We start from the raw sequence: 26,933 nt of genomic DNA, 5'->3' as shown, positions 1-26,933 counted from the left end.
CGCCCCCTTGACGAACCCAATGGGACGCCATAGGTTCCCGGAACATTCGAAGTGCATTACGAAACATTCGAATCCTTCGGGACAGGAGTCTCATGACGACCGCCTCCTGGCGTGACCCCGCCCTGCCCGCCGCCGCCCGTGTCGACGACCTCCTCTCCCGGATGACCCTCGAGGAGAAGACCGCCCAGCTGTACGGCGTGTGGGTCGGCGCCGCGACGGACGGCGACGGAGTCGCCCCGCACCAGCACGACATGACCGCCGACCACGACTGGGACGAGCTGATCACCCTGGGGCTCGGCCAGCTGACCCGCTCCTTCGGCACCGCCCCCGTGGACCCGGCGCTCGGCGTCAGAGCGCTGGCGCTCGCCCAGCGCCGGATCGCCGCCGCCGGCCGCTTCGGCATCCCGGCGGTCGCCCACGAGGAGTGTCTGGCCGGCTTCACCGCCTGGCGGGCCACCGCCTACCCGGTCCCGCTGGCCTGGGGTGCGGCCTTCGATCCGCCGCTGGTGGAGGAGATGGGCCGGGCGATCGGCCGCGACCTGCGGGCGGTCGGCGTCCACCAGGGTCTGGCCCCCGTCCTGGACGTCGTCCGCGACCTGCGCTGGGGACGGGTCGAGGAGACGATCGGCGAGGACCCGTACCTGGTGGGCACGGTCGGCTCGGCCTACGTACGCGGGCTGGAGTCGGCCGGGATCGTCGCCACGCTCAAGCACTTCGCCGGGTACGCCTCCTCGGCCGGGGCCCGCAACCAGGCACCGGTGCGGGCGGGCACGCGCGAGTTCGCCGACGTCACCCTTCCGCCGTTCGAGATGGCGCTGCGCGAAGGCGGCGCCCGCTCGGTGATGGCGGCCTACACGGAACGCGACGGCGTCCCCTCCTCCGCCGACCCGGAGCTGCTGACCCGCCTGCTGCGCCAGGAGTGGGGCTTCACGGGCACGGTCGTCGCCGACTACTTCGGCATCGGCTTCCTGCAGACCCTGCACCGGGTCGCCGGCACCCCCGCCGAGACCGCCCTGCTCGCCCTGACGGCCGGCGTCGACGTCGAGCTGCCCACGGTGAAGTACTACGGCGAGGCGCTGGTCGCCGCCGTGCGGGCGGGAGAGGTACCGGAGGACCTGGTCGACCGGGCCGCCCGCCGCGTCCTGCTCCAGAAGTGCGAGCTGGGCCTCCTGGACGAGGACTGGCGGCCCGAGCCGGAGGAGAGCGCCGGACCGGTCGACCTCGACCCGGCGTCGAACCGGGTCCTCGCCCGCAGGCTGGCGGAGGAGTCGGTGGTCCTGCTGGACAACCCCGACGCCCTGCTCCCCCTCTCCCCCGACACGCGCATCGCCGTGGTGGGCCCGAGGGCGGCGGACGCCCTCGCCATGCTCGGCTGCTACTCCTTCCCCTCCCATGTCCTCACCCAGCACCCCGAGGCGGAGCTGGGCATCGAGATCCCCACCCTGCTGGAGTCCCTGCGGAGCGAACTCCCGGACGCGAAGGTCACGTTCACGGAGGGCTGCGGCGTCTCGGACCCGGACCCGTCCGGGTTCACGGAGGCCATCGCGCGCGCCTCCGAGGCGGACGTCTGCGTGGCCGTGCTCGGCGACCGGGCCGGACTGTTCGGCCGGGGCACCTCCGGCGAGGGCTGCGACGTGGCCGACCTGAATCTGCCGGGCGTCCAGAGCCAGCTGCTGGACGCGCTGGTGGCGACGGGCGTCCCGGTCGTCCTCGTCCTGCTCACCGGCCGCCCGTACGCGCTGGGCCGCTGGGACGGGCGGCTGGGGGCGGTCGTCCAGGCGTTCTTCCCCGGGGAGGAGGGCGGCCCGGCAGTCGCGGGAGTGCTGTCGGGCCGCGTGAACCCCTCGGGCCGCCTCCCGGTGAGCGTGCCGCGCGCGCCGGGCGGCCAGCCCTGGACCTACCTCCAGCCGCCGCTGGGCCTGGCGGGCGAGGTCAGCAGCCTCGACCCGACCCCGCTGTACCCCTTCGGTCACGGGCGCTCCTACACGGCGTTCGCGTGGGAGGACTTCAGCGGCCCCGACGCGGAGATCCCCACGGACGGCTCCTACGACGTGTCCGTCACCGTCCGCAACACCGGGGAGCGGGCGGGCGCGGAGGTCGTGCAGCTGTATCTGCACGACCCGGTGGCGAGCGTGACCCGTCCCGACGTGCGGCTGATCGGCTACCGGCGGCTGGAGCTGGCGGCGGGCGAGTCGGCGCGGGTGGCGTTCCGCTTCCACGCCGACCTGTCGGCGTTCACCGACCGGGCCGGCAAGCGCGTGGTCGAACCCGGCGCACTGGAACTGCGGTTGGGCGCGTCCAGCGCGGAGGTGCGGGAGGTGGCCCGGCTACGGCTGACCGGACCGGTGCGCGAGGTGGGCACGGAACGGCGACTGCACTGTGAGGTGGAGGTTTTGCGCAACTGAGGTGCGGTGAGGGGGTGCCCGCGTGTCAGAATCCGCCGACCGCCCAGCCACGTGACGGGAACGCGACAGGAAGACCATGGACGCCCCCGTATCGCCCGTATCCCCCGTATCGCCTGTATCCGGCGTAGCCCCGGACGACCGCAGAGGCCGTGAATGGCTGCTCGGCCTCGCGATGCTACGGCCGACGTCCGATGACGGCATGGCGGGATTCGAGGACGACGTGGCTGGCGCTGACGGCCCCCGGGGGCGGCGCCCGCTACTGGCAGCGTGTCATGTGGCACCCGGCGCTCGACGGGCTCCGCGGTGAGATCGAGGTGGTCCTGCACCACGCGGGCACCGCACGCTGCCTGAGCCCGGCCCCCGTCACGCTGCCCGACGGCACCCGGCTGGTGCCGCTCGGAAAGCTGCGCGGGCACCGCCCCGTCGCCCTGTGCGCGGGAACGCTGAAGACTGTCGGACTGCGAGCGGTTCTTCTGACCGTTGCGGCTGCCCGCGTACTTCTCGGCCTGCTCGAGCTTCTTCTTCGCCGAGTTGTACGCCTTACGGTCGTAGGGACGGCCGTTGGCCTTGTCGTCGAGCGCCTCCTTCTCCTTCTTGCTCAGCGACGCCGGCTTCCTCGACGCCCGCCCGTCCAGGTCCGACTGGTTGACCGGGACGGTCCCGAGGCACAGCCACGCCCCCTTTTCAGGTTCTTCGCGCGACTTGTTCACCCTTGCCCCGGCAAAGTGAGGGTTTTCAGAGGCTTGACGGAATATCCGGGCAACCTTCACCGCATCCACCCATTGCACATGGAAGCTCCCGCGAACACCCCGCGAGGAGATGTCGTGTCGAAGATATGAATAGGATATGAAGCCCGCCCCGAGAGGGACTTCACGTGAGTGAACCGCAGGGTGGCGTCTGCCCGTTGTGCGGCGCACCCCGGGCCGCGGACGGCACCCCCGGCTGTGCCTGTGCCCGGCTCGCGTCCGACGCCCACCGCACCGCCCGCACCACGGAGGCAGCCGTCGCCGAGGACTTCGATCCGGTGCGGATCCGCCCGTTCGTCATGCTCGGCGACGACGACCAGGATCCACAGCACAACGACGCCGGTCCCGAGACCACGGCCGCGCCCACCGTGACGACTTCGCCGGAGCCGGTTGAGCCGCCGCCCTCCGAAGAGTCCGAAGAGTCCGAAGAGAGTGCGGAAGGCGGCGGGTCCGAGGCCCGGCCGAACGCCTCCGACGCGCCTCGCCCGAACCGGCGCCGATTACAACTGCTGGCTCTCGCAGGGGCCCTCGCGGCCGCCGTCACCGCGGCGGTGCTCGCCGCGGTCCTCCTGTACAAGGCCCCCGAACGGGACGGCTCGTCGGCCGAGGGCGTCCGGGCGCCGGTGCCCGAGGTGACGTCCGGGGCCGCCTCGCCGGCCGGACCGTCGTCTGCGCAGGCCTCGCGGACACAGCCGTCGTCGCCGACCGCCTCCGGCTCCCCCACCCCGTCCTCCCCGACGCCGGAAGCCCCCACCCGCTCCGCCGTCCCGCCCTCGGCCCCGTCCACCGGCACTGCCTCCGCCAGCCCCAGCGCGACGGTCTCCACACCCCTGGTCCTGCGCCTCGGGGACTCCGGCCCCCAGGTCGTCGAGCTCCAGCTGCGCCTGCGTCAGATCGGCTACTACGGCGGTGAGGCCGACGGCGAGTACAGCCGTCAGGTCGAGAGCGCGGTGCGCACGTACCAGCTCACCCGCGCCGCCTTCCAGGACGAGTCCGGGGTCTACGGCCCCGCGACCCGGGCCTCGCTCGAAGCGGAGACGGACGAGCCCTGACACCGGCTCTCCACCGACTCGAACCGCCACCGGTGCACCGCCCGCGTCACCAACTCCGCGTCGGGCTCCGGGAGTTCGGGCAGCCCGGGATCGTCGCAGGCGGCGTCCCACCAGGTGATGACCAGGACCCGGTCCTGCGGGGCGCGGAAGGTCTCCCGGCGCAGGGGTTCGTCCGCGAGCCGCTGCGCCCGCGCCCAGGCCAGCAGTGCGTCGGCCCGCCCCTCGACCGCCCGGGCCTCCCACATCAACGCGACGGTCATGACCTCGTCCTCATGAGTAGAGGTTGTCCTTGCCGACCTCGTGCACATGATCGTGGTCGTGCGGGTGGCCGGGAACGTGCGGGTCGGTCACCGGCAGCGACGAGTCCGCCGACAGGTCCCAGCTGGACGCGGCCCGCCCCCGGGCCACCATCTCCGCGCCCAGGGCCGCCACCATCGCGCCGTTGTCCGTGCACAGCTTGGGGCGCGGCACCCGCAGCCGGATGCCGGCCGCCTCGCAGCGCTCCTGGGCCAGCACCCGCAGCCGGGAGTTGGCGGCCACACCGCCGCCGATCATCAGGTGGTCGACGCCCTCGTCCTTGCAGGCCCGTACGGCCTTGCGGGTCAGGACGTCCACGACCGCCTCCTGGAAGGACGCCGCCACGTCCCGCACCGGAACGTCCTCGCCCGCCGCCCGCCTGGCCTCGATCCAGCGGGCGACCGACGTCTTCAGCCCGGAGAAGGAGAAGTCGTACGCCGGGTCGCGCGGACCGGTCAGTCCGCGCGGGAAGGCGATGGCCGAGGGGTCGCCCTCCTTGGCGTACCGGTCGATGACCGGGCCGCCCGGGAAGCCCAGGTTCAGCACCCGGGCGATCTTGTCGAAGGCCTCGCCCGCCGCGTCGTCGATGGTCGCGCCCATCGGACGGACGTCGGAGGTGATGTCGGTCGACAGCAGCAGCGAGGAGTGGCCGCCGGACACCAGCAGCGCCATCGTCGGCTCGGGCAGCGCGCCGTGCTCCAGCTGGTCCACGCAGATGTGCGAGGCGAGGTGGTTGACGCCGTAGAGGGGCTTGCCGAGGGCGTACGCGTACGCCTTCGCCGCGGAGACTCCGACCAGGAGGGCGCCGGCGAGGCCGGGCCCGGCGGTGACGGCGATGCCGTCGAGGTCCTTGGCGCTGACCCCCGCTTCCTTCAGCGCCCGGTCGATGGTCGGGACCATGGCCTCCAGATGGGCCCGGGAGGCCACCTCCGGCACGACCCCGCCGAAGCGGGCGTGCTCGTCGACGCTGGAGGCGATCGCGTCCGCCAGCAGGGTGGTGCCGCGCACGACGCCGACGCCGGTCTCGTCGCAGGAGGTCTCGATCCCCAGTACCAGGGGTTCGTCAGCCATTGGTCTCGGTTCCTTGTGTTCCGGCCACGGATGTGGAGGGGTCGGTCAGGCGCATCACCAGGGCGTCCACGTTCCCCGGCTGGTAGTAGCCGCGCCGGAAGCCGATGGCCTCGAAGCCGAAGCGCTCGTACAGCTTCTGGGCGCGGACGTTGTCGATCCGGCACTCCAGCATGACCTCGGCGCACTCGAAGTCGGTGGCCGCGCGCAGCAGCTCCGTCAGCAGCCGCCCGCCGAGTCCGGTGCCCTGCTGGTCGCGGGCGACGGCGATGGTCTGGACGTCGGCCAAATCCCCGGCGGCGGCCAGGCCCGCGTACCCGACGATCCGCTCCTCGTCGGCCGTCGTGTCGACCGCGACGACATAGCGCCGGGTCGCCTCGGGGCCGCGGGCGTGGGCCAGGTCGGACCAGAACATGCCCCGCGACCAGGCGTCCTCGGGGAAGAGGTCCTTCTCCAGTTCCAGCACGGGTTCGATGTCCCACCAGCGCATCTCACGCAGCACGGGGTGGCCGGGCGGGTTGACGGCTTCGGTCACTTGGGGGTGACCACCTTGTAGTTCTTCGGCACCTGGGCGTCCGGCCGGCGCAGATACAGCGGGCGCGGCGCCGGGAGCTCCTCGCCGGCGGCCAGTTTCTCAGCGGCCAGGCTCGCGAGCGCCGCGGCGGACACATGCTCGGGCTCGTGCGCGTTCGGGAACGTGTCCGGGTACAGCAACGCGCCCGCGCCGACGGCCGGCAGCCCGGCCACCTGCTCGGCGATGTCGGCGGGCCGGTCCACAGCGGGGCCCGAGACCCGGGTCCGGGAGTCGGCGTAGCGCGCCCAGTAGACCTCCTTGCGGCGGGCGTCGGTCGCCACCACGAAGGGTCCTTGGAGGTCGGAGGCGTACGCGAGGCCGTCGAGCGTGCACAGGCCGTGCACGGGGACGCCGAGCGCGAGCCCGAAGGTGTCGGCGGTCATCAGACCGACCCGCAGCCCGGTGTAGGGGCCGGGGCCGACGCCGACGACGATCGCGGTGACGGCGTCGAGTCTGAGCCCGGCCCCGGCGAGCAGCCGGTCGACGGCCGGCAGCAGCAGCTCGCCGTGCCGGCGGGCGTCCACCTGACTCGAGGAGGCGACGACGTCCGTGCCGTCGTGCAGCGCGACGGTGACGGCGGGGGTGGCGGTATCGAGAGCGAGCAAGAGCACGCAAACAGCCTACGGCTCCCGCGCCCTCGACACCGCCGCGCCGACGGGGCCCGTACGGACTGCTAACGTCACCACGAAACGTGACCTACGGGACATATCAGTAGTCGGGCAGACAGAACGGACGAGGTGGTCGTCGGTGCCAAGCAGCAGCTCGACTTTCGTGGCCGGGCTCACCGTGGCGGCCCTGGCGACGGTCGGGTTCCTCGCCTTCCGGGCCTCGGCGAGCGCGCCCGCCGACCTCGCCGGAGCGCAGCGCAGCAAGGCCCCCGCGACGCCGGCGCCGAAGGCGCCCCGGGACAAGCAGCACCCGGCGGCGCTCCCGGGCGGCTCCGGCACGGGTGAGCGGGTCGTGTACTCGCTGGACGACGACCGGGTCTGGCTGGTCGGCGCGAACGGCAAGGTCACCCGCACGTTCAAGGTCGCCCCCGGCAGTGTGGACCCGCGGCCGGGCAGCTACCGCGTCACCTCCCGGGCGGGCGCCGTCACCGGCACCGACGGCATCCCCATCGAGCACGTGGTGCGCTTCGCCACGGTGAACGACGTGACGATCGGTTTCAGCGCGGCGCTGGACGGCTCGCTGCCCGAGCCCGATCCGACGATGCTCACGGGCGGCATCCGGCAGAGCACCGCGGACGGCGACGCGATGTGGGAGTTCGCGACGATCGGCGAGCCGGTCGTCGTGATCCGGTAGGGCCCTGCCGCGCGCTCACGCCGCCCTGGGGCGCTCCACGGGCCGTTCCACGACCGTCGCCGGGTCGGGCAGTCGCGGCGGAGTGGAGACGGCCTCGGCCGCCGCACAGGAGGCCAGCAGGTCACGCATGGACACACCGGCGGCGACCTCGACCGGCTGGCGCTGCTTCTTCTCGGTGGCCGACATGGACGCCTCCTGAGGTTCGGGGGCGGGCGAAGTTAGGTAGGCCTAACTTCGAACTGGGTACCATGTGACCACGCACAAGACGCCGAACGCAACACTTTGCCGACGTCCTGTCGGAACGTTCACGCCGTGAGGACGCTCAGGTCCGCCGAAGCCCACCGCTCACCCAGCCCGGTGACGGTGACGTGCCGCACCTCGTCGGTGGTGTCGCCGACGGCCCGGTGGATACGGACCTGGAGCCGGTCGTCGGTCAGCTCCTCGACCTTGCCCTCGCCCCACTCCACGACGATCACCGAGTCGGACAGCGAGACGTCCAGGTCGAGGTCCTCCATCTCGTCGAGCCCGCCGCCCAGGCGATACGCGTCGACGTGGACGAGCGGCGGCCCCGCCGAGAGGGAGGGGTGCACGCGGGCGATCACGAAGGTCGGGGAGGTCACGGCGCCCCGGACCCCGAGGCCCTCGCCGAGCCCCCGGGCGAGCGTCGTCTTGCCCGCCCCGAGTTCCCCGCTGAGCATCACGAGATCACCGGCCCGCAACAGCTTGGCCAGACGGCGACCCAACTCCCGCATCTGCTCAGGGGAGGTGACGACCATCTCCACGCCGTTGCCGACCGGGTCGGGCTCAGCCGGGTTGTGCGGTGTTGCTGGTGCTTCCATAGCCGTTCACGGTAGCGCCCGCCGGGACGGCGCCCGCGCGGGTGAGCAGGTCGGCGAGCCGGTCGGTGACCACTTCCGGGTGCTCCAGCATCACGAGGTGCCCGGCGTCCGGCACCAGGACCAGTTCCGCGTCCGGCAGCAGGTCGGCGATCGCCTCGCTGTGCTCGCTCGGCGTGACCAGGTCCCCGATCCCGGCCAGCACCAGCACCGGCATGTCGATGAAGCAGGCCAGCGCCTCGGTCTTGTCGTGGTCCGTGAAGGCCGGGTAGAACTCGGCGACCACGTCGATCGGCGTGCCCTCGATCATCCGCTCCGCGAACCGCGCGACCGCCGGATCCACGTCCCGCGAGGCGAACGAGTACCGCTTGATGATCCCGGCGAAGAGATCGGCGGTGGCCCGCCGCCCCTTCTCCACCAGGGCCGCCTGCTGTCCGAGCGCCTTCAGCACGCCCGGCAGCACCCGTCGCACCGCGTTCACGCCGGCGACCGGCAGCCCGAAGTTGACCTCGCCGAGCCGCCCGGACGACGTTCCCACGAAGGCGGTGGCGACGACCCGGTCACGGATCAGCTCGGGGTACAGCGCGGCCAGCGCCATCACCGTCATCCCGCCCATCGAGTGCCCGACGAGCACGATCGGCCCCTCGGGCACGGCCGCGTCGATGACGGCCCTCAGGTCCCGACCCAGCTGGTCGATGGTGAGCGGCTCATCGTCCCGGACCTGGGCGTTGCCGCGCCCCGAGCGGCCGTGGCTGCGCTGGTCCCAGTGCACGGTCCGCACGACGCCGCGCAGGGCCGCCCGCTGGAAGTGCCAGGAGTCCTGGCTGAGGCAGTAGCCGTGGCTGAAGACGACCGTGACGGGCAGCGGCGCCTTGCGGCCGAAGAGCCGCCGCCGGCGGCCCGCCGGTCCGCCCTGCGGCTCGACGTCGTCGACCTCGTAGTACAGCTCGGTGCCGTCGTCGGCGTACGTCTTGTCCGGGGTGCCGCGCAGTCCGCCGTAGGGGCCCGCCGAGTCGAGGGCGAGCCGGGCCTTGGCCCGCATGCCCCGGCCCACGGTCATCCGTTCCAGGGCGACACCGGCCGCGGCGCCCGCGGCGATCACGCCTATCGCGGCGCCGGCGATACCGGTCGCCCGGCGCCAGCCGCCCGCCCCCGTGGCGGAGGCGGCGGCGACGGCCGCCGAGGCGGCACTCGTCACTGCCTCCGCGCTGCTCTCGCTCACGTACCGCTCCTCCTAGGCCGATGTCCGTGCACTGACTGCGGGTTACCCGTCTTGTCACTCATTCACATAGACGCGGGGAACGCGCGCTCCGATGCGCGTGACGATCTCGTACCCGATGGTTCCGGCCGCCTGCGCCCAGTCCTGCGCCGTGGGCTCGCCGCGATCGCCGGGTCCGAAGAGGAGCGCCTCCGCGCCGGGCCCGGGTTCGTCGCCGCCGAGGTCGACGACGAACTGGTCCATGGCGATGCGTCCGGCGGCCGTCCGCCACTTGCCGCCGACCAGCACGGGCCCGGTCCCCGAGGCATGCCGGGGCACCCCGTCCGCGTAGCCGAGGGGCACCAGCCCGAGGGTGGTGGCGCCGGGGGTGACGTAGTGATGGCCGTAGCTCACGCCGTGTCCGCCCGGGACGTGCTTCACCAGGGCGAGCGAGGCGGCGAGTGTCATCACGGGGCGCAGTCCGAAGTCGGCGGAGGAGCCCAGCTCGGGGCTGGGCGAGACGCCGTACATCGCGATGCCCGGCCGGACCAGGTCGAAGTGGGTGTCGGGGAGCGTCAGCGTGGCCGGCGAGTTGGCGATGTGCCGCACCTCGGGCCGCACGCCCTGCCCCTCGGCGTACGCCACCAGCTGGCGGAAACTGCCGAGCTGGAGGCCGATGGAGGGATGGCCGGGCTCGTCGGCGCAGGCGAAGTGCGACCACAGCCCCGTGACGCGGAGCAGCCCCTCCGCCTCGGCCCGCAGCGCCTCGCCGACCAGTTCGGGCCAGTCGGCGGGCTGGCAGCCGTTGCGCCCGAGCCCGGTGTCGGCCTTGAGCTGCACCCGGGCGGCCCGCCCGGCGGCCCGTGCCGCTTCCTCGACCTCGCGCAGCGCCCACAGTCCGCTCACGGACACGTCGAGGTCGGCCTCGACGGCCTCCCGCCAGGGTCCGCCCGGGGTCCACAGCCAGCACATGATCCTGACGTCGGCCGGCAGCCCGCCGTCCGCGCGCAGCGCCAGCGCCTCCTCGGGCGTGGCGGTGCCCACCCAGGCGGCACCGGCCTCGACGGCGGCCCGGGCGCACGGCAGGGCCCCGTGCCCGTACCCGTCGGCCTTCACCACGGCCATGAACTCCGCTCCCGGCGCCTTGGCACGCAGGGTCCGCACATTGGCCCGCAGCGCGGCCAGGTCGATCTCGGCACGGGCGCGCGCGGGGTGGGCGGGCGGCTTGGCAGTCTCACTCATCGCGCCCAGTGTCTCAGAGCGCTCGGACAGCCCCCCGAGTACCGGGCCGAGTACGGCAGGGTGCCGGGGCGGCGCCGGCTCATGTGCCGGGCCGGTGCCCCCAGACGTAGACCTTGTCGCCGTTCTTCAGCACGCCCCACAGTGCGCGCGCGTCACCGAGGGTGAGATTGACGCAGCCCATGGAGCCGATGACGGTGTGGAGGGTGCCGTAGACGGCGTGGAAGGCCTGTCCGCCGTCGAAGAACTGGGCGTACGGCATGGGGGTGCCGTAGAGCGTCGACACATGGTTCTTGTGCCGCCAGTAGACGGTGTGCCAGCCCTTGCGGGTGGGATGGACGGCCCGCCCGCTGCGCATGGACACCGGCCCGAAGACGACCTTCGCCCCCTTCTGCACCCAGGTCACCTGCCGGTCGAGGTCGACGCAGGCGACCCGGTAGGTCCGCACCGGGCACTTCTTGCCGGCGTTCGGGTTCTTCCCGGCGGAGATCAGCTGCATCCGCGCCCAGGTCACGGGCCCCGCGAACCCGATGGCGGGCTGGATCTTCTGCGCCTGCTGGAACGCGCGGACGGCCTTGCAGTCGGCGGCGGACTGCTTCCCGTCCACCTTCAGTTTCAGCCACCGCTCGACCGCCCGCTGGTAGGGCCCGGTCCGCTTGGTGCACGCCGTCCGCGCGGCGACCTCCTCCAACGGCACGTACTCGACCAGCGCGTACGTCCCCGCGGCGGCGTCCGGCGGCTCGACGGCGTCCTCGGCGGCGGTCGACTCGTACATCCTGGGGGCGACCAGCTGATCGGGGGTTGCGATCTGCCAGGGCTGATACGACCCCGGCGGCACACCGGGCACGAGCTGGGTCCACAGGTCGGGGGGCGCGGGGGCGGCGCGGGCGGCGCCCGGGCAGGACAGGAGGGACGCGACGGCGAGAAGGACGGCGGCGGCGGTTCGTGTGCTGATCATGCGATCAGCCAAACGCGGGGCTCCGGCGTCCGGGCAGTGGCGCGCGGCGGGTCACCCGTAAGCCACCCCCAAGCCACCCGGAAGGAGGTGCGTCGCACAGATAACGATCAGCCAGAATCTCCGACGGCCGGTAATCGCGGCCGAGTTCCGCAGGGAAATCCACGGGCGAACCAGCCCGTCCGTTCTGAGCTCATTTCCGAAACCTGGTTTGCATTTCGTTTCTGCCGCCTCAGCCAAACCTTGAAGGTCCGCCCACCCTCTCTTCCTCCAGGTCAAGAGGGTTTGAGGAGAATCCGAGGATCGTGTTTCCCCGGTGAAACTTCCGTTCCGGTTTATGCACGGAATCCTCCTTCATCATCACGTCCAGCAGCGCACCGCGCGCTGTCGAAGTACGTACAGGAGATGTGATGAGACTCAAGGGGAGATGGGTCTTAAGTGGAAGGCGAAGACGTGACGGACAACGGCAGGAAGACCGACTGGCGTGGTGTTCATCCCGATCATCGGCGTGCCGGCCCCACCCGGCGCCACCCCCTCCAGCCCCGCACGACCCCTCCAGCCCCGCACGACCCGTTCAGGCCCGTACGTCGCGCCAGGCCTCTTGAATCGCCCCGGCCACGTCGTGCGCGCCGATCGGTGCTCCCTGGGCCGCGAAGCGGCCGGCCAGGCCGTGCAGGTAGGCTCCGACGCTGCCCGCGTCCAGTGGGGTCAGCCCGGCCGCGAGCAACGACCCCGCGAGCCCCGACAGGACGTCCCCGCTGCCGGCCGTCGCCAGCCAGGCCGTCCCCGTGGCGTTCACCCGCACCACGCCCTCGCCCCCGGCCTGCGCGACCAACGTCGTCGCCCCCTTCAGCAGCACGGTCGCCCCGTACCGCGCCGCCAGCTCCCGCGCCGAGGCCAGCCGGGCCCCCTCCACCTCCTCCCGCGCCACGCCCAGCAACGCGGCCGCCTCCCCGGCGTGCGGCGTCATCAACGTGGGCGCGCCACGCCCCCGCACCGCACGCGCGTCCGCCAGCCGCAGCCCGTCCGCGTCGATCAGCACCGGCACCTCCGCGGCCAGCACCTCCGCCACCGTCCCCGCGTCGTCCCCGGCCCCCGGCCCGACGACCCACGCCTGCACCCGCCCGGCCTGCTTCGGCCCCCGGTCGGACACGAGCGTCTCGGGAAACCGCGCGATGACCGCGTCCCCGGCCGGACCCACGTACCGCACGGCCCCCGCCCCGCCCCGCAGCGCCCCCGCCACGGCCAGCACGGCGGCCCCCGGATAGCGGGCGGACCCGGCGGCGATCCCCACGACCCCCCGCCGGTACTTGTCGCTCTCCCCGCCCGGCACCGGCAGCAGGGCCGCGACGTCCGCGTGCTGCAGGGCCTCCAGCTCGGGCGCGGCGGGCAGCGCGTCCCTCAGCCCGATGTCGACGAGCCGCACCGACCCGGCGTACTCCCGCGCGGGATCGACGAGCAGCCCCGGCTTGTGCGTGCCGAAGGTGACGGTCAGATCGGCGCGGATCGCGCTCCCGTGCACCTCGCCGGTGTCGGCGTCGACGCCGCTGGGCAGGTCGACGGCGACGACGAGGGCCCGCGTGTCGGCGACGACCGTGGCCAGCGCGGCGGCGTCCGGCCGCAGTCCGCCCTTCCCGCCGATCCCGACGATGCCGTCCAGCACGAGATCGGCCCGCCGCAGGACCTCCTCGGCGCCGCCGGGCAGGGCCGTGCGCCCACCGGCCCGACGCAGCGCCGCCAGCCCCCCGGCATGCGTGCGCTCGGGCGCGAGCAGCACCGCGCTCACCCCCGCCCCCCGCCGGGCCAGCCGAGCCCCGGCGTACAGGGCGTCACCCCCGTTGTCCCCGCTGCCCACCAGCAGCACGACCCGCCGCCCGTACACCCGCCCGAGCAGGTCCACGCAGGAGGCGGCGAGCCCGGCGGCGGCCCGCTGCATCAGAGCCCCTTCAGGAACCCGGGCCATCAGCTCCCGCTCGGCACGACGGACGGTCTCGACGCAGTAGGCAGTACGCATACGTCGAGTCTGCCCCGCCCGCCCCCACCGCCGCACGCGGTCGCCTCACCCCTCGGCCACCACCACCGCCGAAGCGACGCCCGCATCATGACTCAACGACACATGCCACCCCGTCACCCCCAGTTCGGCCGCCCGCGCGGCGACACTCCCCCGCACCCGCAGCCGCGGCCGTCCGCTGTCCTCGACGAACACCTCCGCGTCCGTCCACAACAGCCCCGGCGGCGCCCCCAGCGCCTTGGCGAGCGCCTCCTTCGCCGCGAACCGCGCCGCCAGCGAGGCGACCCCCCTGCGCTCCCCGCTCGGCAGCAACAGCTCGCTGTCCAGGAACAACCGCTGGGCGAGCCCCGGCGTCCGTTCCAGCGACGCCGCGAACCGCTCGATCTCGGCCACGTCGATACCGACCCCGATGATGCTCATGCCGAGCACCCTACGGCCGGACTGTCACAGGCGGCTGCTAGCCTGCGGCGACTTGATCACGTCAAGTCGGATCCAGACTTTCACCGCCGCGCGCCCTGGGGGGCCAGCCCGCGCGCCGCGGACAGCAACGCCAGGGGGCGCGGAGGAATGACCAGCACACCCATGAGCGCGGGCTCTTCGGGTCCGACGTTCGACCCGTACGACAACACACCCGAGCTGATCCCGCTGCGCACCGCCGCGCAGGCCGGGGACTGGCAGGCCGTTCGGGCCTGCTTCGCGGCGCTCGAGTCGGTCGACCAGCTCGCCTCCGCCTCCAGTCTCGTCGCCGACATCGCCGGCGTGGAGAACTTCCTGGAGCGGGCGGCCGCCGACCTCCCCGGCGACCCGCTGCCCCGCACACTCCTCGCCGAGCGGTACGTCTACATCGGCTGGGACATCCGCAGCGGCGCCCGCGCCCAGCACGTCTCGCAGGACCAGTTCACCCAGTTCCACGACTGGCTGCGCCGGGCCGAGCAACTCCTGATCGGGGTCTGCGCCGAGCAGCCCGCGTATGCCCCCGCCTGGACCGCCCGTCTGATGACCGCGCGCGGCCTGCAACTGGGCCAGGCGGAGGCCCGCCGCCGCTACGACCGGCTGTCCGCCCACCACCCGCACCACTACCGCGCCCAGACGCAACTGCTCCAGCAGCTGTGCCCGAAGTGGAGCGGCTCCTGGGACGCGGCGCACGGCTTCGCCCGCGAGTGCGCGACCGCCGCCCCCGACGGCGCGAACTCCGGCGCCCTGGTCGCCCTCGCCCACATCGAGCACTGGCTCGACCTGGACAGCGGCGAGCGCACCGCGTACATGCGGGGCCTGCCGGTCCGCGACGATCTGCGCAACGCCGCCCGGGTCTCCGTACTGCACCCCGGTCACCGGCCCGACTGGAACTCGATCGGCGCGCACAGCGCGTTCGCGTTCGCCTTCTCGGTCGGCGGCCACTTCGCGGACGCGGCCCCGCACTTCGCCTTCCTCGGCGACCGTGCGACCGAGTTCCCGTGGCAGTACCTGCCCGACAAGAAGTCGGCGTTCCTGAAGTTCCGCAAGTCCGCGCTGGGGGCCTGACCACCGATGACCACCGAACTGCACGCCCTCGACGGCCTGATCTCCCACACCACCACCGACCACATCCCCACCCTCTACGCCCCGGCCTCCGGCAACGAGATCACCGCCGGTCTCTTCTTCCGGGTGGGCCGCGCCGACGAGACCCTGGCCACCGCCGGCCTCACCCATCTCGTCGAGCACCTCGCCCTGCACCGCCTCGGCCTGTCCGACCTGCACTACAACGGCGCGACGGCGAACGCGTACACCCTCTTCCACGTCACCGGCAGCGAGGAGGAGGTCGTCAAGTACCTCAACAGCGTGTGCGCGGGGCTGCGCGACCTGCCGATGGAGCGGCTGGAGACGGAGAAGGAGATCCTCCGCACGGAGGCGGCCGGCCGCGGCGGCGGCCCCCAGCACCAGATGCCCCTGTGGCGCTACGGCGCGCAGGGCTACGGCCTGACCAGCTACAACGAGCTGGGCACCTGGAGCCTGACGCCCGACCAGGTACGCCACTGGGCGCAGACCCGCTTCACCCGGGACAACGCGGTGCTGTGGATCACCAGCGACCACGTCCCCGAGGGCCTCGACCTCACCCTCCCCGAGGGCGCACGCTTCCCGGCCCCCGCCGCGACCAGCGCACTGCCCACGACCCCCGCGTACATCAGCGGCGACGACGGCCATGTGGTCCTCACGTCCGTGCTGCGCCGCTCCACCGCGGCCAGCGTCTTCGCGGACGTCCTCGGCCGGGCCCTCTTCCAGGACCTGCGCCAGGAGGGCGGCTACTCCTACTCCGCGGAGGCCGACTACAGCCCGCGCGACGCCGACTTCGCCACCCTCACCGCCTACGCCGACTCCCTCCCGCAGAAGCAGGACGCGGTCGTCGGCGGCTTCGTCGACACCCTCGCCCGCCTGCGCGCGGGCCGCATCGAGCAGACGGAACTCGACTCGGCCCGCACCAAGCTCCTCAAGATGTACGACACCCCCGACCTCGGCGCCGCCGCCCTCCCCTCGTACGCGCTCAGCCTGCTGCTAGGGCACCGCATCCTCACCCCCGAGCAGCACAGGGCGGAGCTGAACGCGGTGACGCTGGACGACCTGCGCGAGGTCGCCCGCGAGACCTGGGACGGCGCGCTGCTCCAGGTCCCCGGCCGGGGCGTCGACTGGGCGGGCTTCACCCTCGCCCCCCAGTTCTCCACGACCTCGGTCACCGGCACCCGCCACCAGTCCCTGGAGGACGAGCAGGTCACCCTGGTCATCGGCGCCGAGGGCGTGAGCCTGCTGACGCCGAGGGGCCCGATCACCGTCCGCTACGACGCCTGCTCGGCGATGGGCGCCCGCCCCGACGGCGCTCGTACCCTCACCGGCCACGACGGGTTCTCGGTCACGGTGGAACCCACCCTGTACCGGGGAGTGACCCCGGACCGGATAGCGGCGCTGGACGCGGCGGTCCCCGCGCAGGCGATGGTACGGATGCCGGCCCGTGAGCCCGACCACATCCCCCAGCCCCGCAAACGGACGTCCGCACCCCAGTCCTCGGCCACCGCCCGCTCCACCTGGGCCTGGACCGCCGCCCTCTGGCTCGTGGGCCTGCTGGCGGCGACCTGGGGCCTGCTCTGCGCGGTGATCACCGCCGACGAGTCGGGGGCCGCCGACCCGGAGTGGGACGCGGTCGTCGGCGTCTGGATCCTGGCCCTGCCGATGGCTGCGGCCACGGTGGCCCTGTACCGAGCCCGCAAGCGCCGCGGCCGCTCCTGACCCTCTTCGCCAGGAGGAACGCTGAACACAGTGTTGGGTTCGGCGGTGCGCAGCCGCCGAACCCAACACCGCTGGGGGACCGTGAGGCCGGGCTTGCTCAGTGAGCTACCGGCCTGCGGTCACGAGGCGGCCGTGCAGTGGTTGGCCTGCAGTTGGGCGCTGGTGCTGATCACCGCGGTCAACGCCAGGGCGACCTGGGTCTGGTTGATCGGGAAGGTGGTCAGTGCGGTGTTCAGGGCCTGCAGGTTCTGCTGCAGTTGGAGGGCGAGAGCCGCGCAGGTCGGCGAGGGCGTCGCCGGGAGGCACCCCTGTGCCTGGAGCTGTACGACCGTGGCCTGGGCCGCGGTGATGGCCGTCTGGGCCGCAACGACGTCCGGAGTCGCAAGGGCGAGCGCTGTCTGAGCGGCCTGCAACTGCGTGGAGAGCTGAACGGTCAGTTCGGCGCACGTCAGCTTCTTCGATTCCTGGACGACGGGCTGAGGGATGGGCAGGCCCGTGTCCGCTGTGGCTGCCGGGGCTATGGCAACGGCCAGAGAGGTCAGAACCGCGGCCGACACGACAGCGGACCCGAAGCGCTTGAGAGATGGCATTCCGCGCCTTTCCTTGTGTGCGAGTGAACAAGCTGGTGGGGGCTTCTGCCCCCGTGTTCACGACGCCACGAGGCGTGACCGTCTGCAACTCCGGTCCCGCTGTCCACCGCGGGCCGAGAGAGCCGCCGACAGCCCGTGATCTACAGAAAGCCCAGCTCAGAGCGGAGCGGTGACGGTCAGCCGGGACCGGGGCGACCAATACGGTGAACGAGTGGTCCAAGGCGGGACCGGCCGGGAGGTCCTCGCCCTCAGGCGGCGTTCCGCGTTCACGCCCGCTTGTATGCGCCCAGACTGCCGAATCGACATGGCCCGCAGTGCGAGCGACAGGAGCAGGCCTGGACGATCGCGGGACCGCGCCCGCTTTCGGCGGCCTCCTCATCCGATGGAGGGCGACAGCGACGCCTGCGCCGAAATCGCCACCACCCCCACCCCCACCTCTCTGCGCGTCACGAAAGCCCCGGCCAGGGCAACCCTGGCCTTCCCGGCCGAGGCCTTCGACGCGTTCCTGACCTACTCGACCGTCACCGACTTCGCCAGGTTGCGCGGTTGGTCCACCTCGTTGCCCCGGGCCGTCGCCAGCTCGCACGCGAACACCTGCAACGGGACCGTGGCCACCAGCGGTTGCAGCAGCGTCGGCGTCACCGGAGTCCACACCAGATGGTCGGCGTACGGCACGACCGCCTCGTCGCCCTCCTCCGCGATGACGATGGTCCGCGCACCCCGCGCCCGGATCTCCTGGATGTTGGACACGATCTTGTCGTGGAGGACGGACCGCCCGCGCGGCGACGGCACGACCACCACCACCGGCAGGTCCTCCTCGATGAGAGCGATCGGCCCGTGCTTCAGCTCCCCCGCGGCGAACCCTTCGGCGTGCATGTACGCCAGCTCCTTCAGCTTCAGCGCACCCTCCAGGGCGACGGGATACCCCACGTGCCGCCCCAGGAACAGCACCGTGTCCTTGTGGGCGAGCGAGCGCGCCAGCTCCCGCACCGGCTCCATGGTCTCCAGCACCTGGTCGACCGCGCCGGAGATCCGCGCGAGGTCCCGGATGACGGACTGGATCTCGTCCCCCCACTTGGTGCCGCGCACCTGGCCGAGGTACAGGGCGACCAGATAGCAGGCGACCAGCTGCGTCAGGAACGCCTTCGTCGAGGCGACCGCCACCTCCGGCCCGGCGTGCGTGTAGAGCACCGCGTCCGACTCACGCGGGATGGTCGAGCCGTTGGTGTTGCAGATGGCCAGCACCTTGGACCCCTGCTCGCGCGCATGCCGCAGCGCCATCAGCGTGTCCATCGTCTCGCCGGACTGGGAGATGGCGATGACGAGCGACCGTGAGCCCAGGATCGGATCCCGGTACCGGAACTCGCTGGCCAGCTCCACCTCGCACGGGATCCGCGTCCAGTGCTCGATGGCGTACTTGGCGATGAGGCCCGAGTGGAAGGCCGTACCGCACGCGACGATGACGACCTTGTCGACCTCCCGCAGCTCCGACGGCGGGATCCGCACCTCGTCGAGGGTCAGCGCCCCCGAGGCGTCGATGCGGCCCAGCAGGGTATCGGCGACAGCCTTGGGCTGCTCGGCGATCTCCTTGAGCATGAAGTAGTCATAACCCCCCTTTTCCGCGGCCGACGCGTCCCAGTCGACGTGGTAGGCACGCACGTCCGCCGGACGGCCGTCGAACCCGGTCACCGTCACGCCGTCCCGGCGCAGCTCCACCACCTGGTCCTGACCCAGCTCGATCGCCGACCGCGTGTGGGCGATGAACGCGGCGACGTCCGAGGCGAGAAAGGCCTCACCCTCTCCAACGCCCACCACCAGCGGTGAGTTCCGCCGCGCCCCCACCACCACACCGGGCTCGTCCGCGTGGACCGCGACCAACGTGAACGCCCCCTCCAGCCGCCGGCACACCAGCCGCATCGCCTCCGCCAGGTCGGAGGTCACGGAGAACTCCTCGGCGAGCAGATGCGCCACGACCTCGGTGTCGGTCTCGGAGAGCAGCTCGTGCCCCCGCTCGGCCAGCTCGGCCCGCAGCACCGCGAAGTTCTCGATGATCCCGTTGTGCACGACGGCGACGCGTCCCGCGTTGTCGAGATGAGGATGGGCGTTGGCGTCGGTGGGCCCGCCGTGCGTGGCCCAGCGCGTGTGCCCGATGCCCGTCGTCCCGGCCGGCAGCGGCCGTTCCGTCAGCTCCTTCTCCAAGTTGACGAGCTTGCCCGCCTTCCTGGCCGCGGCGAGCCCCCCGTCGGCAGGCACGGCGACCCCCGCCGAGTCGTACCCCCGGTACTCCAACCGCTTCAGCCCGGCCATGACGACGTCGAGCGCCGACTGAGACCCCACGTATCCCACGATTCCGCACATGCGCGGCAGCCTACGACCGAATCCCGCCCCGAAAGAGCCTCCACGTGCCCGATTTCGGAAATTCCCACGGCTGTACGCCCCCGCACGGCAGGGCCGGCCAGAGCGTGACCGACCCCACCCACCGCCCCGTTCAAACTCCGTTCACAATGGAGTGTGATCTCTCCGGTCTCCCCGATGCCCCGGAGCGCCCACCGGCACAGGCCGGAGGCGACTCCCTACGTCGACCTCACCCGAAGCGAGTGGAGCGCGCTGCGCGAGAAGACACCGCTGCCGCTGACGGCCGAGGAGGTCGAGAAACTGCGCGGACTCGGTGACGTCATCGACCTCGACGAGGTCCGCGACATCTACCTCCCGCTCTCCCGCCTCCTCAACCTCTACGTGGGCGCGACGGACGGTCTGCGCGGCGCCCTGAACACCTTCCTCGGCGAACAGGGCTCCCAGTCCGGCACCCCGTTCGTCATAGGCGTCGCGGGCTCCGTGGCCGTGGGGAAGTCCACGGTCGCCCGCCTCCTCCAGGCCCTCCTCTCCCGCTGGCCGGAACACCCCCGCGTGGAGCTGGTGACCACGGACGGCTTCCTGCTGCCCACCCGGGAACTGGAGGCCCGCGGCCTGATGTCGCGGAAAGGTTTCCCCGAGTCCTACGACCGCCGCGCGCTGACCCGCTTCGTGGCCGACATCAAGGCGGGCAAGGACGAGGTCACGGCCCCCGTCTACTCCCACCTGATCTACGACATCGTGCCCGACCGCAAGCTCACCGTCCGCCGCCCCGACATCCTCATCGTCGAAGGCCTGAACGTCCTGCAGCCCGCCCTGCCCGGCAAGGACGGCCGCACCCGCGTCGGCCTCGCCGACTACTTCGACTTCAGCGTGTACGTCGACGCGAGCGCCGAGGACATCGAGCGCTGGTACCTCAACCGGTTCCGGAAACTGCGTCAGACCGCCTTCCAGAACCCGGACTCCTACTTCAGGAAGTACACCCAGGTCTTGGAGGAGGAGGCCGTCGACTACGCCCGCACCCTCTGGCGCACCATCAACAAGCCCAACCTGGTGGAGAACATCGCCCCCACCCGCGGCCGCGCCACCCTCGTCGTCCGCAAGGGCCAGGACCACAAGGTCCAGCGCCTCAGCCTGCGCAAACTCTGACGGCTACCCTGCCCCCATGCTGCACCTGCGCCTGATCACCCCGGCCGACAGTACCGACGACGTGGTCCGCCTGATCGAGAAGACCGTCGGCACCACGCATCTCGTCGTCGTGCCGGGCGCCGCCCGCAACCCGGCCGGCGATGTCGTCATGTGCGACGTGGCACGCGAGGCGGGCGACGAACTCCTCACCGGACTCCAGGAGTTGGGCCTGGACAAGACCGGCTCGATCGCCGTGGAGAACATCGACCTGTCGCTGTCCCTGCGCGCCGACAAGGCCGAGGCGGAGGCCCCCGGCGAGGGCGCCGACGCCGTCCTGTGGGAGCACCTCACGGACGCCACCCACGAGGAGTCGACGCTCTCCGTCACCTACGTCGCCTTCATCACCCTCGCCACGATGATCGCGGCCTGCGGTGTGGTCCTCGACAACGCGATCCTGATCGTGGGCGCGATGGCCGTGGGCCCCGAGTTCGGCCCGCTGGCCGGCGTCTCCACGTCGATCGTGCGGCGCGCTCCCCGCCTGGCCCTGCGCTCCCTGATCGCCCTGCTGGTCGGCTTCGCGGTGGCGATGGCGGCGACGGTGGGCTTCAGTCTCCTGATGGACGCTCTCGGCCAGTTCAGCCAGGAACAGTTGGACGGCGCCCGCCCCCAGACCGGCTTCGTCTACGCCCCCGACGCGTTCTCCTTCATCGTGGCCGTCCTGGCGGGCGCCGCCGGCACCCTCTCCCTGACCTCGGCGAAGTCCGGCGCCCTGGTCGGCGTGGCCATCTCGGTCACCACGGTCCCGGCCGCCGCCAACGCCGCCGTAGCCCTCAGCTACGGCGACACGAAACAAACCTGGGGCTCAACAGAACAACTCCTGCTGAACCTCCTGGGCATCATCCTGGCGGGAACCCTGACATTGCTGGTCCAGAAGGCACTCTGGGCACGCCAGCGTTCGAGTAAGCGGTAGGGCTGCTCACCTAGGGTCGCGGGGACCTTGGCCTTCAGACGCGCGGGGCTGCTGCCCTTAGGGGCGCGGGGCTCTGTCGATATGCGGCTCCGCCGCGTGGGCGCGACGAGCCCGCAGCCCGCAACGCACAGATCCCCCACCCCGAACCCGACCCTGCGGCCCTTAACCCAGCGCGGACTTCACAACATCCGCCAGCCGCCCGGCAACAGCCCGCGCCTGATCGATATCCGCCGCCTCGACCATGACCCGAACCAACGGCTCGGTCCCGGAAGGCCGAAGCAACACCCGCCCGGTGGCACCGAGTTCCCGCTCCGCCTCACCGACGGCAGTCGCCAGCTCGGCCGAGTCCGCGACCCGCGACCTGTCGACGTCGGGCACGTTGATCAGCACCTGGGGCAGCCGCTCCATCACCGAGGCCAGCTCGCGCAGCGACCGCCCGCTCTCGGCGACCCGCGCCGCCAGCATGAGCCCCGTCAGCGTCCCGTCGCCCGTCGTCGCGTGGTCGAGGATGATCACGTGCCCGGACTGCTCACCGCCGAGCGCGTACCCGTGCTCCTTCATCTCCTCCAGCACATACCGGTCGCCGACGGCGGCCTGCACCAGCCGGATCCCCTCGCGCTCCATGGCCAGCTTGAAGCCGAGGTTGGACATGACGGTGGCGACGACGGTGTCCGAGCGCAGCACGCCCCGCTCCCGCATGGACAGGGCCAGCACGGCGAGGATCTGGTCCCCGTCGATCTCCTCGCCGGTGTGGTCCACGGCGAGGCACCGGTCGGCGTCCCCGTCGTGCGCGACGCCGAAGTCGGCCCCGTGCTCGATGACCGCGGCCTTCAGCTTGTCCAGGTGCGTGGACCCGCAGCCGTCGTTGATGTTGAGCCCGTCCGGCTCGGCCCCGATGGTCACGATCTCCGCGCCGGCCCTCGTGAACGCCTCCGGCGACACCCGGGCGGCAGCGCCGTGCGCCTCGTCCAGGACGATCTTCAGCCCGTCGAGCCGGTTCGGCAGGACGGCGATGAGGTGGGCGACGTACCGGTCGAACCCCTCGTCGTAGGAGCGCACGCGGCCGACGCCGGCGCCGGTCGGCCGGTCCCAGGGCGCGCCGGTGCGGTGCTCCTCGTAGACGGACTCGATGCGGTCCTCGAGCTGGTCGGCGAGCTTGTGGCCGCCGCGGGCGAAGAACTTGACGCCGTTGTCGGGCATGGCGTTGTGGCTGGCGGAGAGCATCACGCCGAGGTCGGCGCCGAGCACGCCGGTGAGGTACGCGACGGCGGGCGTGGGCAGCACGCCGACCTTCAGCACGTCCACACCCGCGCTCGCGAGGCCCGCCACCACGGCGGCTTCCAGGAACTCCCCGGACGCACGCGGGTCCCGTCCGACCACGGCCACCGGCCGGTGGCCCTGGAAGGTGCCCGCCTCGGCCAGCACGTGCGCCGCGGCGACGGACAGGCCGAGGGCCATCTCCGCCGTCAGATCCGCGTTGGCGACACCGCGCACGCCGTCCGTGCCGAAGAGTCGTCCCACTTGTCCTCCTGAGGAAGCGTCGGTTTCAAAGGCTGTGCGGTCGGGTTCGATGCCTGAGCGGCTCCCGCATCCAGGCATTGGATGCCCTGAACATCCGATCACACAAGCCTTTGAGCACCTTGTGCCGTTATACGCCCAGACTTGCGATAAAACGAACGCCCCGGCGGCACAATGGCGTGCCGCCGGGGCGTTCGGAGTACGAGCGAGTGAGCCGGAGCTCGCTCCACATACGTACGAGCAGGCAGCGAAGCTTAACGCTTGCTGTACTGCGGGGCCTTGCGGGCCTTCTTGAGACCGGCCTTCTTGCGCTCGACCGCACGGTCGTCACGCGTGAGGAAGCCGGCCTTCTTCAGGGCGCCGCGGTTGTTGTCGACGTCGGCCTCGTTCAGCGCGCGGGCGACACCGAGACGGAGCGCACCGGCCTGACCGGAGACACCGCCACCCGAGATACGGGCGATGACGTCGTAGCGGCCTTCGAGCTCGAGCACCTTGAAGGGCTCGTTGACTTCCTGCTGGTGCACCTTGTTCGGGAAGTAGTCCTCGAGGGTGCGACCGTTGATCTTCCACTTGCCGGAGCCCGGAACGATCCGGACGCGGGCAATGGCGTTCTTGCGACGACCCAGGCCGGCGGCCGGCTGGGGCTCGCCGAAGCGGGAGGCCAGGGACTCCGAGGTGTACTCACCCTCGACGGGGACCTCGGACTCGGTGGTGTAGCTGTCGATGTCGACGAGCTCGGTCTCTTCGAGCGGCTGCTCGGCAGTGGTCTCGGCCACGGTTCTCCTCAGATTCTCTTCAGCTTGGGGTGGTGTGGCCGGACTTACTGCGCGACCTGGGTGATCTCGAACGGCACGGGCTGCTGCGCCGCGTGCGGGTGCACGTCACCCTTGTAGACCTTCAGCTTCGAGAGCATCTGACGGCCGAGCGTGTTCTTGGGGAGCATGCCCTTGACGGCCTTCTCGACGGCCTTCTCCGGGTTGTTCGCCAGCAGGTCGTCGTAGCGCACGGAGCGCAGACCGCCCGGGTACCCGGAGTGGCGGTAGGCCATCTTCTGGGTCCGCTTGTTGCCGGAGAGGTGCACCTTGTCGGCGTTGATGATGATGACGAAGTCACCGGTGTCGACGTGGGGCGCGTAGATCGGCTTGTGCTTGCCCCGGAGGAGGGACGCGGCAGTGGTGGCGAGACGGCCCAGGACGATGTCCTGAGCGTCGATGACGTGCCACTGGCGCGTCACATCGCCGGGCTTGGGGCTGTACGTACGCACGGTTCGTAGCCTTCGCTTCTTCAGTGAATGGTCCTGACAAGGTCACCGAAGACGATCACGACAGCCCAGACCGCACTGCGGTGACGCAAACCGCGTGCTGGTCGCTGGTCATCGGCCCGGTGGACCGGTGTAAGGGCCCGTCCCGTGAGAAGAGCGCGCCAATACACAACGAAGAAGCAGAATACCCGCGTCCTGGGGGCCGGGTCAAAACGAGGCCGGCCACCCACGGAAACCGCCGCCCGAGTGGCCCGCGCCACACGCGCGAGGGCCGCCTGGAGAAACGCCGCACCAACCACCCGGAGATGTCACGTTTTCCCGTACTCCCGTTCGGGAAACCGGGGGCTTCGGCGCTTGTCCGGGCGGAACAGGACCCCCCGCTCCCCGTCTAAGATGCGGCCCATGAGCTATGGGCAGGGGGGACCTCAGTCCCAGTGGGATCCGTGGAAACCGAACTCCCAGCAGCCGTGGACCACCGGCGATGACGGCCGGACCCCGGACTGGGCCGCGCTCGCCGAGGCGTCCGAGACGCGCAACAAACGCCGTCGGCTGCTCTTCATAGGCGGCGGCGCGCTCGCCACCCTCGCCATCGGCACCTTCGTGGCCATGGCCGTGGTGTCGGCGAACGGCAAGGACGAGGCGAACAAGCCGACGTCCTCGGCGCCGGCGACCGGCGACCTGCCGAGCGCGTCCACCACCCCGTCCTTCGCGCCGACCAGCGCCCCGCCCCCGCTGGACCCGAAGGAGTTCGTGGCCAGCAAGGCCAAGGACACCGCGCCCAACGGACCCGACCTCCTCTTCCCCGGCACACAGCTCACCATGGGCTCCGCCGTGTACAAGAAGGGCCCCAAGGCGGACAGCGCCACCTGCGCCACGGGCGCCGCCGGCACCCTCGGCAAGGTCCTCACCGACAACGGCTGCACCCGCATGATGCGCGTGACGTACACCAAGGACGGTCTCGCGGTGACGGTCGGCGTGGCCGTCTTCGACACCGAGGCGCAGGCCCTCAAGGTCAAGAGCCAGTCCGACGCGAAGAGCATCGTCAAGGCCCTCACCGGCGGCGCCGTCAAGGCCTTCTGCAACGGCGCGGTCTGCCGCTCGACGACCAACTCCTATGGCCGGTACGCCTACTTCACGATCACCGGCTTCACCAACGGCAAGGACGTGACGACGAAGGACACGGCCGCCTTCACCACGGGCGACGACCTCGCCGAGTTCGCGTTCCAGCGGATCCGCCAGCGCGGCGAGGCCCAGGCGTCGGCGGCGGCCAACGGCTGACCGCCCGCGCCGACGCCAAGACCGAGCTTCAGCAGCACCCGGCCGCACCGGGCAGCGACCGCTTGTTCCGCGCCTCCTTGTTGCGCGCGGCGAGCAGCTCGTCGGCCGGGTAGCCGACCTCCTCCAGCGTCAGCCCGTGCGGCCGTACGACATGCACGGCCGAGTCCCGTACGCCCGCGGCGAGCACCTTCCCCGGCCACTCCGGCCCCCGGTGCCCGTCCCCCACGAACAGCAGCGCCCCGATCAGCGACCGCACCATGTTGTGGCAGAAGGCGTCGGCGCGGACGGTCGCGGTGATGATCCCGTCGTCCCCGCGCACGAGGCTGAGCTCCTGGAGGGTGCGGATGGTGGTCGCACCCTCCCGCCGCTTGCAGTAGGCGGCGAAGTCGTGCTCGCCGAGCAGCCGCCGCGCGGCCTCGCTCATGGCGTCGACGTCGAGCGGCCAGTCGTGCCACAGCACATGCCCCCGCAGCAGCGGGTCGACGCCCCCGGGGTTGTCGGTGACCCGGTACGCGTACCGCCGCCAGACGGCCGAGAACCGCGCGTTGAAGCCGCTGGGGGCCTCCCGAAGGGCCCACACCCGCACATCCCTCGGCAGCCGCCCGGCGAGCCGCTTGAGCAGCTTCTCGTGGTGCTCCACCCAGACCTCCCGCGGCAGATCGACATGGGCGACCTGCCCCCGGGCGTGCACCCCGGCATCGGTGCGCCCGGCCACGGTCAGCTCGTACGTCTCGCGGGACCGCGTCACGGTCCGCAGGGCGTCCTCGATCTCTCCCTGCACGGTCCGTCGGCCGCCGGCCTGCTTGGCCCACCCGGAGAACTCGGTCCCGTCATAGGAAAGGTCGAGCCGCATCCGCACATGTCCGGGCTGTACTTCGTCACTCACCCCTGGATCCTC

The 26,933-nt window shown here is 71.9% G+C and carries 25 protein-coding genes and 1 pseudogene; 9 read left to right on the top strand and 17 right to left on the bottom strand.

Features of this window, described 5'->3' with window-relative positions; genetic code table 11:
• Positions 1 to 92: 92 nt before the first annotated feature.
• Positions 93 to 2,405, top strand: coding sequence for a glycoside hydrolase family 3 N-terminal domain-containing protein (locus ACIBTS_RS30035; protein ID WP_399323463.1), 2,313 nt, complete (start codon positions 93 to 95; stop codon positions 2,403 to 2,405).
• A gap of 874 nt (positions 2,406 to 3,279) precedes the next feature.
• Positions 3,280 to 4,203 carry a peptidoglycan-binding protein gene (locus ACIBTS_RS30030; RefSeq protein ID WP_399323461.1) on the top strand — a complete coding sequence of 308 codons (924 nt, stop codon included), beginning with the start codon at positions 3,280 to 3,282 and terminating at the stop codon, positions 4,201 to 4,203.
• On the opposite strand, the gene ACIBTS_RS30025 is transcribed toward ACIBTS_RS30030, so the two are convergent.
• Genes ACIBTS_RS30025 through tsaB form a run of 4 tightly spaced genes read right to left on the bottom strand, consistent with a single transcriptional unit; the run spans position 4,152 to position 6,753 of the window.
• A complete protein-coding gene (locus tag ACIBTS_RS30025) occupies positions 4,152 to 4,463 on the bottom strand; it encodes a hypothetical protein (protein ID WP_399323460.1) in 312 nt (103 codons plus the stop codon). The genes ACIBTS_RS30030 and ACIBTS_RS30025 overlap by 52 nt on opposite strands.
• Positions 4,464 to 4,473: 10 nt before the next feature.
• Positions 4,474 to 5,571, bottom strand: coding sequence for a tRNA (adenosine(37)-N6)-threonylcarbamoyltransferase complex transferase subunit TsaD (gene tsaD, locus ACIBTS_RS30020; protein ID WP_399323458.1), 1,098 nt, complete (start codon positions 5,569 to 5,571; stop codon positions 4,474 to 4,476).
• Positions 5,564 to 6,058 carry a ribosomal protein S18-alanine N-acetyltransferase gene (rimI, locus tag ACIBTS_RS30015; RefSeq protein ID WP_079664841.1) on the bottom strand — a complete coding sequence of 165 codons (495 nt, stop codon included), beginning with the start codon at positions 6,056 to 6,058 and terminating at the stop codon, positions 5,564 to 5,566. The genes tsaD and rimI overlap by 8 nt, the downstream gene beginning before the upstream one ends.
• A 41-nt stretch (positions 6,059 to 6,099) precedes the next feature.
• Positions 6,100 to 6,753: a tRNA (adenosine(37)-N6)-threonylcarbamoyltransferase complex dimerization subunit type 1 TsaB gene (gene tsaB, locus ACIBTS_RS30010; RefSeq protein WP_319676844.1), complete on the bottom strand. Its 654-nt coding sequence runs from the start codon at positions 6,751 to 6,753 to the stop codon at positions 6,100 to 6,102.
• Positions 6,754 to 6,889: 136 nt separating this feature from the next.
• On the opposite strand from tsaB, the gene ACIBTS_RS30005 reads away from it, so the two are divergent.
• Positions 6,890 to 7,444, top strand: a complete 555-nt coding sequence (locus ACIBTS_RS30005) for a L,D-transpeptidase (protein WP_319676843.1) — start codon at positions 6,890 to 6,892, stop codon at positions 7,442 to 7,444.
• A gap of 15 nt (positions 7,445 to 7,459) precedes the next feature.
• Here the strand turns inward: ACIBTS_RS30005 and ACIBTS_RS30000 are convergent, their stop codons facing one another.
• The 7 genes from ACIBTS_RS30000 to ACIBTS_RS29970 form a co-directional block, all read right to left on the bottom strand.
• Entirely contained in the window at positions 7,460 to 7,630 is a 171-nt protein-coding gene (locus tag ACIBTS_RS30000) for a hypothetical protein (protein ID WP_399323457.1), read from the bottom strand.
• Between the two features lie 119 nt (positions 7,631 to 7,749).
• Positions 7,750 to 8,283 carry a tRNA (adenosine(37)-N6)-threonylcarbamoyltransferase complex ATPase subunit type 1 TsaE gene (gene tsaE, locus ACIBTS_RS29995; RefSeq protein WP_319676841.1) on the bottom strand — a complete coding sequence of 178 codons (534 nt, stop codon included), beginning with the start codon at positions 8,281 to 8,283 and terminating at the stop codon, positions 7,750 to 7,752.
• Positions 8,249 to 9,502, bottom strand: coding sequence for an alpha/beta fold hydrolase (locus ACIBTS_RS29990; RefSeq protein WP_399323455.1), 1,254 nt, complete (start codon positions 9,500 to 9,502; stop codon positions 8,249 to 8,251). Before ACIBTS_RS29990 ends, tsaE begins: the two co-directional genes overlap by 35 nt.
• Positions 9,503 to 9,556: 54 nt before the next feature.
• The gene (gene alr / locus ACIBTS_RS29985; RefSeq protein WP_399323453.1) at positions 9,557 to 10,720 is read right to left on the bottom strand and encodes an alanine racemase; all 1,164 of its coding nucleotides are present in this window, start codon (positions 10,718 to 10,720) and stop codon (positions 9,557 to 9,559) included.
• Positions 10,721 to 10,799: 79 nt separating this feature from the next.
• Positions 10,800 to 11,675: a L,D-transpeptidase family protein gene (locus tag ACIBTS_RS29980; protein WP_399323451.1), complete on the bottom strand. Its 876-nt coding sequence runs from the start codon at positions 11,673 to 11,675 to the stop codon at positions 10,800 to 10,802.
• Between the two features lie 571 nt (positions 11,676 to 12,246).
• Positions 12,247 to 13,686: an NAD(P)H-hydrate dehydratase gene (locus tag ACIBTS_RS29975; protein ID WP_399323450.1), complete on the bottom strand. Its 1,440-nt coding sequence runs from the start codon at positions 13,684 to 13,686 to the stop codon at positions 12,247 to 12,249.
• A 45-nt stretch (positions 13,687 to 13,731) separates the two neighbouring features.
• On the bottom strand, positions 13,732 to 14,103 hold the full coding sequence (locus ACIBTS_RS29970; RefSeq protein ID WP_319334058.1) for a holo-ACP synthase: 372 nt from the start codon (positions 14,101 to 14,103) through the stop codon (positions 13,732 to 13,734).
• 147 nt (positions 14,104 to 14,250) lie between these two features.
• Here ACIBTS_RS29970 and ACIBTS_RS29965 point away from each other — a divergent pair, with 147 nt between their 5' ends.
• Positions 14,251 to 15,204 (top strand): hypothetical protein, encoded by a 954-nt coding sequence (locus ACIBTS_RS29965; RefSeq protein WP_319672954.1) that lies wholly within the window; start codon positions 14,251 to 14,253, stop codon positions 15,202 to 15,204.
• Between the two features lie 6 nt (positions 15,205 to 15,210).
• Positions 15,211 to 16,938, top strand: a complete 1,728-nt coding sequence (locus ACIBTS_RS29960; RefSeq protein WP_399323447.1) for a M16 family metallopeptidase — start codon at positions 15,211 to 15,213, stop codon at positions 16,936 to 16,938.
• Between the two features lie 119 nt (positions 16,939 to 17,057).
• Here the strand turns inward: ACIBTS_RS29960 and ACIBTS_RS29955 are convergent, their stop codons facing one another.
• Positions 17,058 to 17,528, bottom strand: coding sequence for a hypothetical protein (locus ACIBTS_RS29955; RefSeq protein ID WP_399323446.1), 471 nt, complete (start codon positions 17,526 to 17,528; stop codon positions 17,058 to 17,060).
• Between the two features lie 280 nt (positions 17,529 to 17,808).
• Here ACIBTS_RS29955 and ACIBTS_RS29950 point away from each other — a divergent pair.
• A pseudogene (locus ACIBTS_RS29950) lies at positions 17,809 to 18,027 on the top strand (hypothetical protein); the annotation flags it as partial.
• Between the two features lie 11 nt (positions 18,028 to 18,038).
• Here the strand turns inward: ACIBTS_RS29950 and glmS are convergent.
• On the bottom strand, positions 18,039 to 19,886 hold the full coding sequence (gene glmS, locus ACIBTS_RS29945; RefSeq protein ID WP_399323444.1) for a glutamine--fructose-6-phosphate transaminase (isomerizing): 1,848 nt from the start codon (positions 19,884 to 19,886) through the stop codon (positions 18,039 to 18,041).
• Between the two features lie 174 nt (positions 19,887 to 20,060).
• Here glmS and coaA point away from each other — a divergent pair, with 174 nt between their 5' ends.
• Complete coding sequence (gene coaA / locus ACIBTS_RS29940) at positions 20,061 to 21,029, top strand: type I pantothenate kinase (RefSeq protein WP_399323442.1); 969 nt, start codon at positions 20,061 to 20,063, stop codon at positions 21,027 to 21,029.
• 16 nt (positions 21,030 to 21,045) lie between these two features.
• Positions 21,046 to 21,978 carry a DUF389 domain-containing protein gene (locus tag ACIBTS_RS29935; RefSeq protein WP_399323440.1) on the top strand — a complete coding sequence of 311 codons (933 nt, stop codon included), beginning with the start codon at positions 21,046 to 21,048 and terminating at the stop codon, positions 21,976 to 21,978.
• Between the two features lie 162 nt (positions 21,979 to 22,140).
• Here the strand turns inward: ACIBTS_RS29935 and glmM are convergent, their stop codons facing one another.
• The 3 genes from glmM to rplM all read right to left on the bottom strand — a co-directional run bounded on the left by glmM (position 22,141) and on the right by rplM (position 24,760).
• Positions 22,141 to 23,499 (bottom strand): phosphoglucosamine mutase, encoded by a 1,359-nt coding sequence (gene glmM / locus ACIBTS_RS29930; protein WP_319672949.1) that lies wholly within the window; start codon positions 23,497 to 23,499, stop codon positions 22,141 to 22,143.
• A gap of 251 nt (positions 23,500 to 23,750) precedes the next feature.
• Positions 23,751 to 24,272: a 30S ribosomal protein S9 gene (gene rpsI / locus ACIBTS_RS29925; protein ID WP_079660402.1), complete on the bottom strand. Its 522-nt coding sequence runs from the start codon at positions 24,270 to 24,272 to the stop codon at positions 23,751 to 23,753.
• 44 nt (positions 24,273 to 24,316) lie between these two features.
• Positions 24,317 to 24,760, bottom strand: a complete 444-nt coding sequence (gene rplM, locus ACIBTS_RS29920; protein WP_020132189.1) for a 50S ribosomal protein L13 — start codon at positions 24,758 to 24,760, stop codon at positions 24,317 to 24,319.
• A 399-nt stretch (positions 24,761 to 25,159) separates the two neighbouring features.
• On the opposite strand from rplM, the gene ACIBTS_RS29915 reads away from it, so the two are divergent.
• On the top strand, positions 25,160 to 26,035 hold the full coding sequence (locus ACIBTS_RS29915; protein WP_319672948.1) for a hypothetical protein: 876 nt from the start codon (positions 25,160 to 25,162) through the stop codon (positions 26,033 to 26,035).
• A 28-nt stretch (positions 26,036 to 26,063) separates the two neighbouring features.
• Here the strand turns inward: ACIBTS_RS29915 and truA are convergent, their stop codons facing one another.
• On the bottom strand, positions 26,064 to 26,921 hold the full coding sequence (gene truA, locus ACIBTS_RS29910) for a tRNA pseudouridine(38-40) synthase TruA (RefSeq protein ID WP_319672947.1): 858 nt from the start codon (positions 26,919 to 26,921) through the stop codon (positions 26,064 to 26,066).
• Between the last annotated feature and the right edge of the window lie 12 nt (positions 26,922 to 26,933).

It is taken from the genome of Streptomyces sp. NPDC050121 (genome assembly GCF_044460385.1).
Classification (GTDB): Bacteria; Actinomycetota; Actinomycetes; order Streptomycetales; family Streptomycetaceae; genus Streptomyces; species Streptomyces soliscabiei.
Note: the sequence above shows the minus strand (reverse complement) of the source record. Positions and strands in the feature narration are given on the sequence as shown.

Coding starts and splice junctions, on each gene's coding strand:
- ACIBTS_RS29980 (WP_399323451.1), bottom strand. CDS start 11,675: ATGATCAGCACACGAACCGCCGCCGCCGTCCTTCTCGCCGTCGCGTCC.
- ACIBTS_RS30025 (WP_399323460.1), bottom strand. CDS start 4,463: ATGACCGTCGCGTTGATGTGGGAGGCCCGGGCGGTCGAGGGGCGGGCC.
- ACIBTS_RS29960 (WP_399323447.1), top strand. CDS start 15,211: ATGACCACCGAACTGCACGCCCTCGACGGCCTGATCTCCCACACCACC.
- ACIBTS_RS29975 (WP_399323450.1), bottom strand. CDS start 13,686: ATGCGTACTGCCTACTGCGTCGAGACCGTCCGTCGTGCCGAGCGGGAG.
- ACIBTS_RS29965 (WP_319672954.1), top strand. CDS start 14,251: ATGACCAGCACACCCATGAGCGCGGGCTCTTCGGGTCCGACGTTCGAC.
- ACIBTS_RS29955 (WP_399323446.1), bottom strand. CDS start 17,528: ATGCCATCTCTCAAGCGCTTCGGGTCCGCTGTCGTGTCGGCCGCGGTT.
- ACIBTS_RS30035 (WP_399323463.1), top strand. CDS start 93: ATGACGACCGCCTCCTGGCGTGACCCCGCCCTGCCCGCCGCCGCCCGT.
- rimI (WP_079664841.1), bottom strand. CDS start 6,058: ATGCGCTGGTGGGACATCGAACCCGTGCTGGAACTGGAGAAGGACCTC.
- coaA (WP_399323442.1), top strand. CDS start 20,061: ATGCCCCGGAGCGCCCACCGGCACAGGCCGGAGGCGACTCCCTACGTC.
- ACIBTS_RS29935 (WP_399323440.1), top strand. CDS start 21,046: ATGCTGCACCTGCGCCTGATCACCCCGGCCGACAGTACCGACGACGTG.
- tsaE (WP_319676841.1), bottom strand. CDS start 8,283: ATGGAAGCACCAGCAACACCGCACAACCCGGCTGAGCCCGACCCGGTC.
- tsaD (WP_399323458.1), bottom strand. CDS start 5,571: ATGGCTGACGAACCCCTGGTACTGGGGATCGAGACCTCCTGCGACGAG.
- ACIBTS_RS30000 (WP_399323457.1), bottom strand. CDS start 7,630: ATGTCGGCCACCGAGAAGAAGCAGCGCCAGCCGGTCGAGGTCGCCGCC.
- ACIBTS_RS29915 (WP_319672948.1), top strand. CDS start 25,160: ATGAGCTATGGGCAGGGGGGACCTCAGTCCCAGTGGGATCCGTGGAAA.
- alr (WP_399323453.1), bottom strand. CDS start 10,720: ATGAGTGAGACTGCCAAGCCGCCCGCCCACCCCGCGCGCGCCCGTGCC.
- glmS (WP_399323444.1), bottom strand. CDS start 19,886: ATGTGCGGAATCGTGGGATACGTGGGGTCTCAGTCGGCGCTCGACGTC.
- ACIBTS_RS29970 (WP_319334058.1), bottom strand. CDS start 14,103: ATGAGCATCATCGGGGTCGGTATCGACGTGGCCGAGATCGAGCGGTTC.